The 15,180-nt window shown below is 50.1% G+C and carries 13 protein-coding genes and 3 pseudogenes; 8 read left to right on the top strand and 8 right to left on the bottom strand.

Annotated elements, in window-relative coordinates; all coding sequences use genetic code 11:
* Positions 1-26 precede the first annotated feature (26 nt).
* Positions 27-368 (top strand): endoribonuclease SymE, encoded by a 342-nt coding sequence (symE, locus tag HEM79_RS04115; RefSeq protein WP_176241849.1) that lies wholly within the window; start codon positions 27-29, stop codon positions 366-368.
* A gap of 47 nt (positions 369-415) precedes the next feature.
* On the opposite strand, the gene HEM79_RS22575 is transcribed toward symE, so the two are convergent.
* The 3 genes and pseudogenes from HEM79_RS22575 to HEM79_RS04125 all read right to left on the bottom strand — a co-directional run bounded on the left by HEM79_RS22575 (position 416) and on the right by HEM79_RS04125 (position 2,770).
* Positions 416-1,579 (bottom strand): GmrSD restriction endonuclease domain-containing protein, encoded by a 1,164-nt coding sequence (locus tag HEM79_RS22575; RefSeq protein WP_286178528.1) that lies wholly within the window; start codon positions 1,577-1,579, stop codon positions 416-418.
* 276 nt (positions 1,580-1,855) lie between these two features.
* A pseudogene (locus HEM79_RS22580) lies at positions 1,856-2,509 on the bottom strand (DUF262 domain-containing protein); the annotation flags it as partial.
* A 96-nt stretch (positions 2,510-2,605) separates the two neighbouring features.
* Positions 2,606-2,770, bottom strand: coding sequence for a DUF1127 domain-containing protein (locus HEM79_RS04125; protein ID WP_176241851.1), 165 nt, complete (start codon positions 2,768-2,770; stop codon positions 2,606-2,608).
* Between the two features lie 176 nt (positions 2,771-2,946).
* Here HEM79_RS04125 and HEM79_RS04130 point away from each other — a divergent pair, with 176 nt between their 5' ends.
* Entirely contained in the window at positions 2,947-4,359 is a 1,413-nt protein-coding gene (locus HEM79_RS04130; RefSeq protein ID WP_000199291.1) for an aminotransferase-like domain-containing protein, read from the top strand.
* 245 nt (positions 4,360-4,604) lie between these two features.
* Here the strand turns inward: HEM79_RS04130 and HEM79_RS04135 are convergent, their stop codons facing one another.
* Positions 4,605-5,570 (bottom strand): Rpn family recombination-promoting nuclease/putative transposase, encoded by a 966-nt coding sequence (locus HEM79_RS04135; protein ID WP_176241852.1) that lies wholly within the window; start codon positions 5,568-5,570, stop codon positions 4,605-4,607.
* A gap of 184 nt (positions 5,571-5,754) precedes the next feature.
* Here HEM79_RS04135 and HEM79_RS04140 point away from each other — a divergent pair, with 184 nt between their 5' ends.
* The 4 genes and pseudogenes from HEM79_RS04140 (at position 5,755) to HEM79_RS04155 (ending at position 9,572) form a co-directional block, all read left to right on the top strand.
* Complete coding sequence (locus HEM79_RS04140) at positions 5,755-7,035, top strand: DUF445 domain-containing protein (protein ID WP_032227046.1); 1,281 nt, start codon at positions 5,755-5,757, stop codon at positions 7,033-7,035.
* Between the two features lie 87 nt (positions 7,036-7,122).
* Positions 7,123-7,299 (top strand): annotated as a pseudogene (locus HEM79_RS04145) (double-cubane-cluster-containing anaerobic reductase); the annotation flags it as partial.
* 170 nt (positions 7,300-7,469) lie between these two features.
* A complete protein-coding gene (locus tag HEM79_RS04150) occupies positions 7,470-8,327 on the top strand; it encodes an SdiA-regulated domain-containing protein (protein ID WP_176241854.1) in 858 nt (285 codons plus the stop codon).
* Between the two features lie 66 nt (positions 8,328-8,393).
* Positions 8,394-9,572, top strand: a complete 1,179-nt coding sequence (locus tag HEM79_RS04155; RefSeq protein ID WP_176241855.1) for an MFS transporter — start codon at positions 8,394-8,396, stop codon at positions 9,570-9,572.
* Positions 9,573-9,611: 39 nt separating this feature from the next.
* Here HEM79_RS04155 and kptA read toward each other — a convergent pair whose 3' ends face one another.
* On the bottom strand, positions 9,612-10,178 hold the full coding sequence (gene kptA, locus HEM79_RS04160; RefSeq protein WP_016159461.1) for an RNA 2'-phosphotransferase: 567 nt from the start codon (positions 10,176-10,178) through the stop codon (positions 9,612-9,614).
* A gap of 133 nt (positions 10,179-10,311) precedes the next feature.
* Between kptA and HEM79_RS04165 the strand changes: the two are divergent.
* A pseudogene (locus HEM79_RS04165) lies at positions 10,312-10,554 on the top strand (hypothetical protein); the annotation flags it as partial.
* 12 nt (positions 10,555-10,566) lie between these two features.
* Complete coding sequence (iadA, locus tag HEM79_RS04170) at positions 10,567-11,739, top strand: beta-aspartyl-peptidase (RefSeq protein WP_176241856.1); 1,173 nt, start codon at positions 10,567-10,569, stop codon at positions 11,737-11,739.
* Between the two features lie 75 nt (positions 11,740-11,814).
* Here the strand turns inward: iadA and iraD are convergent, their stop codons facing one another.
* From iraD to HEM79_RS04185, 3 genes are all read right to left on the bottom strand, one after another.
* Positions 11,815-12,207 (bottom strand): anti-adapter protein IraD, encoded by a 393-nt coding sequence (iraD, locus tag HEM79_RS04175; RefSeq protein WP_176241857.1) that lies wholly within the window; start codon positions 12,205-12,207, stop codon positions 11,815-11,817.
* A gap of 410 nt (positions 12,208-12,617) precedes the next feature.
* Entirely contained in the window at positions 12,618-13,391 is a 774-nt protein-coding gene (uxuR, locus tag HEM79_RS04180; protein ID WP_176241858.1) for a Uxu operon transcriptional regulator, read from the bottom strand.
* Positions 13,392-13,660: 269 nt separating this feature from the next.
* The gene (locus tag HEM79_RS04185) at positions 13,661-15,121 is read right to left on the bottom strand and encodes a fructuronate reductase (RefSeq protein WP_176241859.1); all 1,461 of its coding nucleotides are present in this window, start codon (positions 15,119-15,121) and stop codon (positions 13,661-13,663) included.
* Positions 15,122-15,180 lie beyond the last annotated feature (59 nt).

Genomic DNA, 15,180 nt, shown 5'->3' on the forward strand with positions numbered 1-15,180 from the left:
ATCACTATTCCAGGAGAATAGCAGTTATGACTGACACGCATTCTATTTCAGAATCATTCGAACCAGAAGTCTCTCCGGCAAATAACCGTCATGTCACCGTCGGTTATGCGAGCCGCTACCCGGATTACCGCCGTATTCCCGCCATCACCCTGAAAGGTCAGTGGCTGGAGGCCGCCGGTTTTGCCACTGGCACAGCGGTAGATGTCAAAGTGATGGACGGCTGTATTGTCCTCACCGCCCAACCACCCGCCCCCGAAGAGAGCGAACTGATGCAGTCACTGCGCAAGGTGTGCAAACTGTCGGCACGTAAACAAAAGCAGGTGCAGGAGTTTATTGGGGTGATTGCGGGTAAACAGAAAGTTGCCTGATAGATTGACCCGGTAGCGCCAAGTGCTACCGGGTATTATTCGCCGCGTTATACCAACGCACTCTCCATCTGTTTTTCAAATGCCTGACGAATTAATCCCATAATGTAAGGAAGTTGTGTGAGGTCGCTGAAACCAATTTCCACATCGCCATTGCCCCAGCGCCCAACATTTGTCACATCTTTGGCAATACCTTTCGGATCGACCAGTTCATGAAACTGCATATTAAGCGACAACCGCAGTCGGCTTTTTTGCGGCACAACATCAACAAAATTCGTTTCAGCTTTAAACGCAATATACAGCTTTAAAACTTCCTGTGTGATCCCTGCGTCCAGGCGCATAACTTCATCGCGAAGATGATCGAATAACACCCGGCTATGCGAACCATCAGCAAGGAAAGGAAAATCATTCAGGCTGTAACTGGTTTTGTTCTCCGGCTGCCCCCGATAAACAGCTAAAACCTCTTCAGGAAGAGAAGGCGCTTGCCAGACCTGAACCGCGAGATCGGCCAGACGATCGGCACGGGTGCGAATGGCGGCTTCATCCCATTTTTCGCACTGTCCAAGACCGATATTCAAATAGAGCGGGCTATGCTTAAAGCCGTCTTCAATATCGCGTTTTTCCGCGAAAGGTCTGTCACTATAGCGGGAGTTATAGCGCGTTAAAGTGAGATTCCCCAACGTATGCAACAATTCTTTATGAATACGCTGCCAGTCGCTTCCCAGCTCTTCGCGCCATTTAGCCGACAGGTTTTCGTTCTGCGGCATAATGTGCTCAATCGTAAACTCTTCCACGCGCTCTCTGCGTTTATCGTTTTCCAGTCGTCGTAACCAGTAGCTGCGACTGCGGAAGTTATAGAGATCGCGAACTTTTAATTCCCGTTTAAATTCATCATCGTTGGGAAAACGACGATATGAAGGCAGGTTCATAAAATGCACCTGAATACTTTCCAGATATTTTTCTTTATTAATGATCTTATAAAAAGTGGCAAACGTCTTGTTCAAAGAATTCGTCGGAATTGCACACACTGCACGGCGGAAAACATAAGATTCAATTAAACGAATTATGCTCAGGAAATCTTCGTGAGACAAAACGCCATTTTTATAGTCATGATAAAGCGCCAGTAAGAAAGGATACGCAACATCGACCTTTAACTCGCGCAAATCCTGAAAAGCCGTGGCAAGCGATTTGTCACTTTCCTTACCCAATGCCATTGCACAGTAATACTCCGCGTAGATGTGTATATCTTCAACCAGCCGATCTACGCCTTTTTCAGCAACACTCTGGCTGCGGGCATGTAGTTTAAATGCCTCATAGACTTCATCTGTCCGAGGGATCTCCCCCGTTTTTACCGTCAGATAATGACGCATAAAACTGTCAAAATATTCGCTGTAACCTTGCTGACCAAAAGCGACTTCCATTGGACGCCAGTGATCTTCATACAACCGGGTTTGATGCTCTGGTTCGAGACCCATCAGAATAAAATTGCGCACCAGATCGGCCTGACTTAACGCCTTACCGGTGGAGTTCATACTTTCAAAAATCAGTTGCGGATTATCCTGACCACGATTAAGCGCCACATCGACAATTAATAACTTTGCTAACCCACGACATAAGGGGATCAAATCATCACCGAGTTTGGCAATTTGCTCATCAAAGAAAGTAAAGTTTTCCATTATTCGATGGGAATAGTTTTCTGGCATTGGTCTTTGTTTTATTAATGCCAGCAAACTGTCTTTATCGGTCTCGGTCAACAGTAATTTAAATCCTTTCTCACCGGACTCATAAGGATTGAGTAAATAATAATTACGCAATTTCATTGCCGAAAAGCCATCAAAAACTTCTTCTTCGCCAAGATGGCGCGATAAAGCCTCAATCAGCAACATTGCGGTCGTCAGCCGCTGTTGACCATCAATGACCAGCAACGGAGAAATACCGGAAACCTGATACAACCCCTGCTCTATATAAACAACCGAACCGATAAAATGCGCTGATATATCATCACGCTTTCCGGCACGAATGATGTCGTCCCAAAGTTGCCGACATTGTTGCTCTGTCCATGAATAGGTGCGTTGATAAATGGGAATAACAAACTGCTGCGAACGTTTTAAAAAATCGAGTAAACGGGCTTCTGTTGCTTTCATTCTGACGTCTTTCCGTGAAGCGATGATTTCACAATAATAAACACTTCCTTGTGGAGGTTATAGAGAAATCCTGTTTATCCGCGACGAACTGTCCCCTCACTCCACATCCTCCCTGCGTAACCCAATATCCTTCAACCGCTCATCACTCATCTGCTGTAACACACGCCGGGTCTGCTTTTTCAGCCACCAGCTTCGCACCGACTGCCAGAGTTGCACGAAGCCGATAAACGGCGCTTTGGCTTTGTTTTCGTGAAATTCCATCTGCTGCCTCCTCATCTTTCAGAGGCTTCATCATCCGCCTTCTGGCAGTTCACAATACAGATGCAAATATTACTTTTATTTAACATACAGACAGGTTAAAACAGCATCTGCATCCGGTTTTTTGCCAGCATCTGTACCGGTTTTTCTCTCTGTATGCTCCAAATAAGGAATACAGCATGACGCGTTATCAACATCTGGCGACTCTACTTGCCGAGCGGATTGAGCAAGGGCTGTATCGTCACGGGGAGAAATTGCCGTCGGTGCGCAGCTTAAGTCAGGAGCACGGCGTCAGTATCAGCACCGTGCAGCAGGCGTATCAGACGCTGGAAACGATGAAGCTCATCACCCCACAGCCGCGTTCGGGTTATTTTGTCGCGCAACACAAAGCCCAGCCGCCAGTGCCGCCGATGACGCGTCCGGTGCAACGTCCGGTGGAAATTACCCAGTGGGATCAGGTGCTGGATATGCTGAAAGCGCATAGCGATAGTTCTGTTATTCCGTTCAGTAAAAGCACGCCGGATGTCGAGGCGCCCAGCCTGAAACCGCTCTGGCGGGAGCTTAGCCGGGTGGTGCAGCATAATCTGCAAACCGTTCTCAGCTATGATTCGTTAACCGGTCAGCGGGTATTGCGCGAGCAGATTGCCCGCCTGATGCTCGACAGCGGCTCGGTGGTCACCGCCGATGACATTATTATCACCAGCGGCTGCCATAACTCGATGTCGCTGGCGTTAATGGCGGTGTGTAAACCGGGCGATATTGTCGCGGTTGAATCGCCCTGTTATTACGGTTCGATGCAGATGCTGCGAGGCATAGGCGTGAACGTGATTGAAATCCCAACCGATCCAGAAACAGGCATCAGCGTTGAAGCACTGGAGCTGGCGCTGGAACAGTGGCCGATTAAAGGCATCATTCTGGTGCCAAACTGCAATAATCCGCTGGGATTTATTATGCCGGACGCCCGCAAACGAGCCGTTCTCTCTCTCGCTCAACGCCATGATATTGTGATTTTTGAAGATGATGTCTACGGCGAACTGGCAACGGAATATCCGCGCCCGCGTACCATTCATTCATGGGATAGCGATGGTCGGGTGCTGCTGTGCAGTTCGTTCAGTAAAAGCATTGCGCCAGGCCTGCGCGTGGGCTGGGTCGCGCCGGGGCGTTATCACGATAAACTGCTGCATATGAAATATGCCACCAGCAGCTTTAATGTACCGTCCACGCAAATGGCGGCGGCGACGTTTGTGCAGGAAGGTCACTATCATCGTCATATCCGGCGGATGCGGCAGAACTATCAGCGCAATATGGCGCTTTATACCTGCTGGATACGGGAATATTTTCCCTGCGAAATCTGTATTACGCGCCCGAAAGGCGGATTTTTACTGTGGATAGAATTGCCTGAACAGGTCGATATGGTCTGCGTCGCGCGGCAATTGTGCCGCATGAAAATCCAGGTGGCGGCAGGTTCGATTTTCTCAGCTTCCGGTAAATACCGAAACTGTCTGCGCATCAACTGCGCTTTGCCGCTCAGCGAAACCTACCGCGAAGCACTGAAGCAAATTGGCGAGGCAGTGTATCGGGCAATGGAATAAATACGGAATCGTGACGACACGCCTGAATTTCCTCTGACGAATAGCCTGTGGCTCGTTTTGTCTCTGCCAGGTCATCGCCACGTTCCGGCATGGCTTAGGCAAAGTGCGCTTCGTTCATGCCGGATGTGGCGCTAGCGCCTTATCCGGCATAAAAATATTGCAAATTCAATATATTGCATGGGCTATGTAAGCCTGTTAAGCGTAGCACATCAGGAAGTTTGGCGTTTGTCATCAGTCTCTGATTATTATTCGATCCCTGAATCGCGGTAACTGTCAGGCAAAGACTGACCTAATGCCTGTATTTGCTCTAATGAATGTCCGGTAATCTTTTGTATCCATTCAGGATCTGCACCATTCTGCAAAAACAATCGGAGAAGGCGCTGTTCCCCTTCTTCTTTACCTTCTTCTTTACCTTCAATCCTCCCTTCTTCCCTCCCCAACAGCCATCCCGCATTATGTATTCGCTCTGCAATCGTCATGATTCGCTCCCTGTGTTGTGGCATTCGCCTGGCAAGCTCATTGACAAATTCTTCAAAACTCGCTTCATCACCAGCCAGTAAAATGTAATTTAACAGCGCGGTTATCTGGCTGTCATTAGCGCACTCTGTAACCAGTAATGCTACCAGTTGATCAATCAGCCCCATCATATTGCGCTGGCGAATATGCTTTTGGATCAACTCCAGCAGGGCGACTCTGCGATGCTGCACAATCTCGTCGTCCGGCACCACTGTGATATCCACCAGCGGGAACGCGGCGGTATAAAGCTTCCGTGCGGTAGTCGGGTCGGCAAATTCGTCCAGCCAGCACAAAGACCAGGGGTAAGGACTACGACTACCGTGATAAAACAGCATCGGAATGACCAGCGGTAGTGGTCGGCGTTTATCATGCTCTATATGGCGCTGCATCACCGCCATGGAATATCGCATCAGGCGAAAGGCCATATGAATATCCTCGCGGCTCTGATGTTCAATCACCACATAGATATAACCATCGCCTTCGCGGGTCTTTACCGACCATAAAATATCGGAGTGCAGCGCCCGCAGTTTTTCATCAACAAAGCTGGCTGATTCCAGTTTTAAGGTATCGAGATCGCACAGTTCACGTAAATCTTTTGGTAAATGGATCTCCATAAAATCCCGCGCGGTGTCAGGGTGCGTGAGAAAAGATTTAAATAATGCGTCATGCGGCGTGCTGGTCGTGAAGTTTGTCATGGCGATCCGTCACCTGTTGAAGAGATAGCCCGACTTTAGCGATTCCTAATTCCGCTCACATCCGGTAATTTCCCATTCCCCGAGGCGCTTTCCAGGCTATTTTTGTTCTCCTGCAAGCGATACATTTTTCTGGAAGGCATCTCGATTTTTGCGTGAACCTGCCGTCAGGCTCTATTCTTACGATATGAATAAAATCATTGAACTCCGACGCGCCAAAATGCTGGCGCTCTCTTTACTGCTCGTTGCTGCCGCGACTTTTATCGTTACGCTTTTTTTACCCCCCAATTTTTGGGTGAGCGGCGTGAAGGCGATTGCGGAGGCGGCAATGGTCGGTGCTCTGGCTGACTGGTTTGCGGTGGTGGCGCTGTTTCGCCGCGTGCCGATTCCGATTATTTCTCGCCATACGGCGATTATCCCGCGTAATAAAGACCGGATTGGCGAAAATCTCGGGCAGTTCGTACAGGAAAAATTTCTCGATACCCAATCCCTGGTGGCGTTAATTCGTCGTCATGAACCGGCGTTGTTAATCGGTAACTGGTTTAGTCAGCCGGAAAACGCCCGCCGCGTTGGGCAGCATCTGTTGCAGATCATGAGTGGTTTTCTCGAACTTACCGATGATGCGCGTATTCAGCGTCTGCTTAAGCGCGCGGTGCATCGGGCGATTGATAAAGTGGATCTTTCCGGCACCAGTGCGTTAATGCTGGAGAGCATGACCAAAAACGATCGTCATCAGGTGCTGCTGGATACGCTGATTGCCCAACTGATCGCCCTGCTCCAGCGCGATAAATCACGCAAATTTATCGCCCAACAGATCGTCCGCTGGCTGGAGAGCGAACATCCGCTGAAAGCGAAAATTTTGCCAACTGAATGGCTGGGTGAACATAGCGCAGAGCTGGTTTCTGACGCAGTTAATTCTTTGCTTGATGACATCAGCCGCGATCGCGCGCATCAGATCCGCCATGCGTTTGATCGCGCCACCTTTGCGCTGATCGACAAGCTAAAAAACGATCCCGAAATGGCGGCTCGCGCCGACAATATCAAAGCGTATCTGAAAGAAGATGAAGCGTTTAACCGCTATCTCGGTGAATTGTGGGGGGATTTGCGGGAATGGTTGAAGGCCGATATCAATAGCGAAGATTCTCGCGTGAAGGAGCGTATCGCGCGGGCGGGTCAATGGTTTGGCGAGACGTTAATTGCCGATGACGCCTTGCGGGCGTCATTAAATGGTCATCTCGAACAGGCCGCGCACCGCGTCGCACCAGAGTTTTCGGCATTCCTGACGCGCCACATTACTGATACGGTAAAAAGCTGGGATGCGCGGGATATGTCACGGCAAATCGAGTTAAATATCGGCAAAGATCTCCAGTTTATCCGCGTCAACGGTACGCTGGTTGGTGGTTGTATTGGATTGATACTGTATCTTTTATCGCAAATCCCGACTTTGTTACCCCTCGGCAATTTTTAACCGCGAGAGAGAACAAATAAAGCACACTTAAATCATGGTAATAATGCGGCCTTTTTCATTGTCTCCCGTGTACGGGAAAGGAAAATCATGCCACTTGTCACCGTTCTACCCGCCATTTTCGAGCAGTTCTCCAAAGTGCGTCATTCCGCTGGTCGGCACTTACTGCACGTTTATGCCGCAGAAGATGCACACTGCCTGCGGTGCGGTTGCTCCACCTCAGCTGAAACTACCGAAGAAGCTGAGCAAGAACCTGCGCAATCTTTGTCATTGCACAACGAACTGAATGCGATGACTGCCCGCATTCATCAGTAATGGGAAGAAAGACAGCGACTGGAAATGCATTGCACATTACGATCTGACTCCGCGTTAAGGATTCATTAAGATCACTACGTATACTTATCGATATCTTATTGATTTTGTTGGATGGAAATGCCATGACAAAAAGGTTTTCGTTAAGTAAACGTATCAGCATTATTATTCTTTTTGCCATTGTCGCAATGTGTGTTTTCTTCGTGCAATCTTGCGCGCGCAAAAGCAGTTATCCCGCAGGGTTTCAAAATTACCACGTTAATATTGATGGTAAAGAGATTGCAGGTGTAACGAATAATATCTCCTCACTGACCTGGTCTGCGCAGAGTAATACCCTGTTTAGCACTATCAATAAACCTGCGGCGATTGTTGAAATGACCACGAATGGGGATTTGCTCCGCACCATTCCTCTGGATTTTGTGAAAGATCTCGAGACTATCGAATATATTGGTGATAATAAGTTCGTCATCAGTGATGAACGCGATTATGCCATTTATGTGATTTCACTTAATGAAAATTCAGAAGTGAAAATCCTCAAAAAAATAAAAATTCCGTTGCAGAAAACGCCAACCAATAGTGGTTTTGAAGGGCTGGCCTATTCTCGCCAGGATCACACTTTCTGGTTTTTTAAAGAGAAAAATCCGATTGAGGTCTACAAAGTTAACGGGCTACTAAGTAGCAATGAATTGCACATCAGCAAAGACCAGGAACTACAACGTCAATTTACTTTAGATGATGTGTCCGGCGCAGAATTTAACCAACAAAAAAATACGCTTCTGGTGCTGTCTCATGAATCACGCGCACTCCAGGAAGTAACGCTGGCTGGCGAGGTTATCGGTGAAATGTCACTAACAAAAGGCAGCCGGGGTTTGTCACATAACATCAAACAGGCTGAAGGGATTGCGATGGATGCCTCTGGCAATATTTATATCGTTGGCGAACCGAATCGTTTTTATCGCTTTACCCCTACATCATCACATTAACAGACTGGCATGTTTCACCTTTTTGTTATTAACTTGTTAACAACAAAAAGACAAGCAAGGTAAAACATGTCCCCGTCATCGCATCCCGTAGAACGCTTTTCCTTCAGCACCGCGCTTTTCGGGATGCTGGTTCTGACCTTAGGTATGGGGTTAGGTCGCTTTCTTTATACGCCGATGCTGCCAGTTATGCTGGCGGAGGGGCAGTTTTCATTTAACGAACTGTCGTGGATTGCCAGCGGCAACTACGCTGGGTATCTGGCTGGAAGCCTGTTGTTTTCATTCGGCGCATTTCATTTACCCTCACGTCTGCGCCCGTTTTTATTGGTTTGCGCCCTGGCAACCGGATTGTTGATCCTCGCGATGGCGTGGTTGCCGTCGTTTATTCTGGTGTTGTTGATTCGCTTTCTGGCAGGCATCGCCAGCGCCGGAATGTTGATTTTCGGCTCGACGCTCATCATGCAACATACCCGCCATCCTTTTGTACTTGCGGCACTGTTTTCTGGCGTTGGTGTTGGTATCGCACTAGGCAATGAATATGTGCTGGCTGGGCTGCATTTTTCCCTCTCCTCGCAAACGCTATGGCAAGGTGCCGGGGCGCTTTCTGGAATTATATTGATTGTACTGGCGCTTTTGCTTCCTTCGAAAAAACACACCATCGCGCCAACGCCGTTAGCAAAAACTACTCAACAACCCATGAGCTGGTGGTTGCTGGCTATTCTGTACGGTCTGGCGGGTTTTGGTTATATCATCGTTGCCACTTATCTGCCGCTCATGGCGAAAGATGCCGGTTTGCCATTACTGACTGCCCATCTCTGGACTCTGGTCGGCTTGTCGATTGTGCCAGGCTGCTTTGGCTGGTTGTGGGCAGCAAAACGTTGGGGGGCGTTACCCTGCCTTACAGCGAATTTGCTGGTACAGGCTATCTGCGTGCTATTAACCCTCGCCAGCAGTTCTCCTTTATTACTCATCATCAGCAGTATTGGCTTTGGCGGCACCTTTATGGGTACGACCTCGCTGGTGATGACCATCGCCCGCCAGCTTAGTGTGCCGGGAAATCTCAACCTGTTAGGCTTTGTGACGCTTATTTATGGCATCGGGCAAATTCTCGGCCCGGCACTGACCAGTATGCTCGGCAACGGAACGTCGGCACTCGCCAACTCCACGCTTTGTGGCGCAGCGGCGCTGTTTGTTGCCGCGCTCATCAGCACAGTGCAATTATTTAAGCTGCAAACGGCGACTTCATAAGGGGGGATTTTTCTCCCCACCATACCAGAGAAGAGCGCCTCAGTATTTCCCTTGCCAGTCAAGAAACTCAACCGCAACAGTTGCTGTCAGCCAGACCCCGTTTTCCGCTTGCCAGAAAGGTATTCCTCGTTTCGCCATTTCTTCGGCTTTGACGGTTAAGATAACCGGCGATCCATGTCTGGCTCCTACTTTGCGAGCTGTCGCTTCATCAGCAGAGAGATGCACGTAATGACGCTCCCCTGCAATCAATCCCTGACTTTTTATCGCCTCAAGGAAGCGACTTGCCGTACCGTGGTAGAGAAATTGTGGCGGTGTTTTTTCGGTGAAGGCAATGGCGACCTGCGAGGTCGAATGCCCTTGAACAGCGCGAATGCACTTACCATCATTCGAATAACTAAAACGCTTTTTATCGCTAGTGGCGACAACGACATCCAGTAAGGCACGGGTTAACCGCTTGCCCACTTTTTGTGCGCAGAGTATGAGTTTATCGACATCCGCCCATCCTTCACGATCCAGCGCGATGCCAATCGCCTCTGGTTTATGTCGGAGGACAAAACTTAAAAACTTACTCGTATCTGCCAACTCTTTTTCGCCATACTTTGCCATTTTGTCTTCTTCCCTGTATTTCCTGTTTTTATTCAGCTACGTCATTGTCACTGGGTTTATGAATTTTCTGCAACTCAATCCTGTTTTTCCACTCTGCAAAAAACACACGTAGCAACACGCAGATACAAAAACGTTGTGGGGATTGCCGCTGTGGCAGCGCATCGGCGTTGCTGTCAGCCATGCGACCGCAGGCGCGTTAACCGGCCATGATGTCACCGTTTTACTGCCCGCAATGTATTTAATAGCCAACCCGGTGCAAAATGTCGGTCGCAGCCTGGAGACAGCCGAAGTGAATGCTAAATGCTATCTGCATATCATTACGGTCTGCGCGATTAACGCATTGCTGTCAATCTGGGTTATGCAGATTATTGTTTAACAAGGAGTTTACATGATTGATTATTCCGCAGCCGGTTTCATCCTGCTGCAGGGAGCGCATTTGTATGCGCCGGAAGATCGGGGCGTTTGCGATGTCCTCGTCGCTAACGGCAAGATTATCGCCGTTGCCAGCAATATCCCTTCTGACATCGTACCGGACTGCACGATTGTCGATCTCAGCGGGCAGATCCTCTGCCCTGGTTTTATTGATCAACACGTCCATTTGATTGGCGGCGGCGGCGAAGCTGGTCCCACGACACGCACGCCGGAAGTGGCGTTAAGCCGCCTGACTGAAGCGGGCGTCACGTCGGTGGTTGGCCTGCTTGGCACCGACTCTATCTCTCGCCACCCGGAATCCCTGCTCGCCAAGACCCGTGCGCTCAATGAAGAAGGCATCAGCGCCTGGATGCTGACCGGTGCTTATCATGTGCCTTCCCGCACCATTACGGGTTCCGTGGAAAAAGACGTGGCGATTATCGATCGCGTGATTGGCGTGAAATGTGCCATTTCCGACCACCGGTCTGCCGCGCCGGATGTTTATCATCTGGCCAATATGGCGGCGGAATCCCGCGTTGGAGGCTTGCTCGGCGGTAAACCTGGCGTCACCGTGTTCCACATGGGCGACAGCAAAAAGGCGCTACAGCCTATCTATGATCTCCTGGAAAATTGCGATGTGCCAATCAGCAAGTTGCTGCCGACGCACGTTAACCGCAACGTTCCTTTGTTTGAACAGGCGCTGGAGTTCGCCCTGAAAGGCGGGACCATCGACATCACCAGCAGCATTGACGAACCGGTCGCCCCTGCCGAAGGGATTGCCCGCGCCGTTCAGGCGGGTATTCCGCTGGCACGCATCACCATCAGCTCTGACGGCAACGGTAGCCAGCCGTTCTTTGACGACGAGGGGAATTTAACGCATATCGGCGTTGCCGGTTTTGAGACTTTGCTGGAAACCGTACAGGTGCTGGTCAAAGACTACGGTTTCAGTATCAGCGATGCCGTGCGTCCACTCACCAGCAGCGTCGCCGGTTTCCTCAACCTGACCGGGAAAGGCGAAATTCAGCCCGGCAATGACGCGGATTTGCTGGTTATGACACCGGAACTGCGCATTGCGCAGGTGTACGCTCACGGCAAACTGATGGTCAAAGACGGCAAGGCGTGTGTAAAAGGAACGTTTGAAACTGCATAAGCGGTTGTCAGCCGCACGAATGGACGCAGGATGCCCGTTCGGACGGCTGACAGAGTAAAACGCAGAAGATGGTATTTAGCTGACTTTCCCCACCGTCGCACTGTACCAACCACCATGCTGCCAGACCAGCTCAAATGTCAGCGGTTCATTATCGTGGTACAGCATCATCTCCAGGCTGATCGTCAGATCGTGGCAATATGCTTCTTTCAGACTCACCTGCAATGCAGCAATACGTGGTTCATGAAATAAAAGAGCGGAACGCAGCTGGCGGCAATACCAGCTCTGGAGATGTTTGTCGCTCTGATTATCCCCTTGCCACTCTGGCATACCTGAAATAAGTAATGCGGGTAGCGGTGAGTGAGGAGAATTGAAAAGTTGAAAGAGATCCCGACATACGGAATCACGCAGCGATGATGTATTGCTGCCTGTGTTTTCAGGTAATACGGTCTGAAGTAATTGGCGCATCATTTTGCGCACTCCTGACGTTTAGCGGCATCGATATCTTGCCCTGACGGCTTGACACCACTGGGTTGATGCTCATTTTCCATAGTCATTCCTTTTTGCTCATCGCATCCGTGCCTGATAACAGGCTTGATTCTTGCCCGCAAAGTATAAGACCCTGAACAGAAATGAAGATCCACTTACTTTTTATTTAAGAAGATATAATTTGATAAAAGTCACTAAACCAGACAGAAACAAACCAATATATTTTGATTATTCCGAATAATCACTCAGATTTAAATAGATATATAATGTTTATAAAAGACATGTAATAAGTAATTATTAAATTACTCATCGTTTATTATTAATTATATCGGTTATTACGTGGCTAAAAGGCCTGGTGCAAAGCTGCTCAACTTTGCACCAGAAATAAAGGGTCAGGCGTCAACTTTATCCAACGGCCAGGAGTCGAAGAGATAGCCGTCAAAATAGATATCGTCAACATTGGAAAACTCCAGCAGGCGCTGTTTCACATTTTCCAGATGCTGCCACATTGCCAGCTTCGCCGCACGGGCGTCTTTTTTGATTAACGCGGCGAGGATCTGTTTGTGATCGCCCAGCCACTCTTTGCGATACAAGCTGTCATCCAGATGGCTGTGCAACTGGATCCACATCGGATTGTTTTCCCGCCACTGCCAGGACTGACGGAACAGCTCCACCAGCATACTGTTATGGGTCGCTTCCGCGATGGCGAGATGGAACTGCATGTCACCGCTTTCGCTGCTGCCCGGCGCGCTGGAAGCCAGCTCACGCTCTTCCAGTTGCAATGCCTGGCGCATTTTGACGATATCTTCGCGGGTGGCCTGCAAAGCGGCAAATTCCGCGATGTTACTTTCCAGTAACTGACGCGCCTGTAGCAGCTCAAAAGGACCGGCGTCATTGCAGACGTTGACATCTGCGTTGTCTGTGTTCTGGCTGCCTGAACTATCAAGAACATAAATACCGGCGCCGCGCCGCACTTCTACCAGCCCTTTGATCTCCAGCATGATCAACGCCTCACGCACCACAGTACGCGTGACTTCGAGCATTTCTGCGATTTCACGCTCCGGCGGCAGTCGTTCGCCAGGATTGTACGGTGTTTTGATGATCAGATCGCGGATCATCGCCCCGACTTCCTGGTAAGGTCTTTGCGCAGAGGTGGCAGATTTCATGGTGTTGTGTCCGTTAGGTGCGGTTAATCAAATTATTGCCGAATGCGACGTGAACGCCTTATCCGGCCAACAAAGAGTGCGTATTCAATAAGTTGTGATTGATACCCAGGCTCGATAAGCGTGCGCATCGGGCGATCTTACGTTGATCGTTAATGACAAACTATACCATTAGCACTGGAAGTTGGCACGTACAGGTGGGCAAAAAAACGAAAACTGGTCAACCAAATATTAGTTTGATTGACCAGTTAGTCTGTCGGGGAATCAGTCAGTTACAGTGCAGCCACGCATTCGCGCGCGCCGCGCTCGCACAGTTGCTGATATGCCGCCGTCACCGCACCAACAAAGTCGGCATTCTGCGGCAGATCATCGGCAAAAATACCGCTCAGGCTCAACAGGGCTTTTACGCGTTCTGCTCCCTGATATTGCGCGTTGATCTTCTGGAACTCAGCCAGCATCGGATCAACTACGTCGATGGCGTTGCCTTGCTCATCCACACCCTGGGTGTAGCGCATCCAGCCCGCCACGCCGAGCGCCAGGTGACGCCAGCTACCGCCGTTTTTCAGGTGCAGGCGCACCGGATCCAGCAGACGCTGCGGTAACTTCTGGCTACCGTCCATCGCAATCTGCCAGGTACGGTGACGCAGAGACGGGTTGCTGAAACGCTCGATCAGCAGTGTCGCATAGGCGTTCAGATCAGTCCCTTCCGGCATCGACAGCGTTGGCGCTTGTTCCTGCATCATCAGGGCAAAGGCGGCTTTGCGATAATCCGCATTAGTCATGGTATCGGCAATGGTTTCATAGCCACCGAGGTAACCGAGGTACGCCAGGAAAGAGTGGCTGCCGTTGAGCATACGCAGTTTCATCATTTCGAACGGTACAACGTCCGCAACGAACTGTGCGCCCACTTTATCCCAGTCCGGGCGACCATTAACGAAGTTATCTTCAATGACCCACTGGCGGAACGGTTCGCAGGCAATGGCGCACGGATCGTAAACGCCCAGCTGATCAGCAATTTCTTGTAAGGTTTCAGGAGTAGCCGCCGGAACGATGCGGTCAACCATGGTGCATGGGAAGGTGACGTTTTCTTCAATCCATGCCGCCAGCTGCGGGTCACGCGCCTGAGCCAGCCCCAGAACGGCAACTTTCGCCACATGACCGTTTTCACGCACGTTGTCGCAGGACATCACGGTAAACGCTTTCAGCCCTTTTTCACGACGCAGACGCAGAGCTTCAACGATGTAACCAATCGCGGACTTCGGCGCGGTCGGATTTTCCAGGTCGTGCTTGATCAGCGGGTTATTGAGATCCAACTGACCGCTTGCCGCATCGGCGCAGTAACCTTTTTCCGTGACCGTCAGAGAGACAATCGCTGTTTGCGGACGCGCCATTGCGTTGAGAATACCTTCGCAACCGTCGATTTCCGGATGCAGAGCTTCTTTCATCGAACCGATAATTTTCAGCTCGGTGCTTTCCGCGCCTTTTTCCGCTACGGTGTACAGCAGTTGCTGTTTTTTCAGGTTTTCGATCAGCACGCGGTCGTTACCTGGCATCAGGTTAACTTCGCAGATACCCCAGTCGCTGTCGGTACTTTCCAGCAGATGATGGGTGTACAGCGCCTGGTGCGCGCGGTGAAACGCCCCGCAACCGAGATGCACAATGCGTGATTCCAGACGAGAATGATCCCATGACGGGCGGGCAACCGGCAGATTGCTGTCAACAATAGTAGTCATCGTAAACTCCAGAATCCGTCTTCAGAGAGTGACGGCAAGGAAGAAGGAACCGGCACGGC

Origin of the sequence: Escherichia sp. 93.0816 (assembly GCF_013368855.2) — a bacterium.
GTDB lineage: Bacteria > Pseudomonadota > Gammaproteobacteria > Enterobacterales > Enterobacteriaceae > Escherichia > Escherichia ruysiae.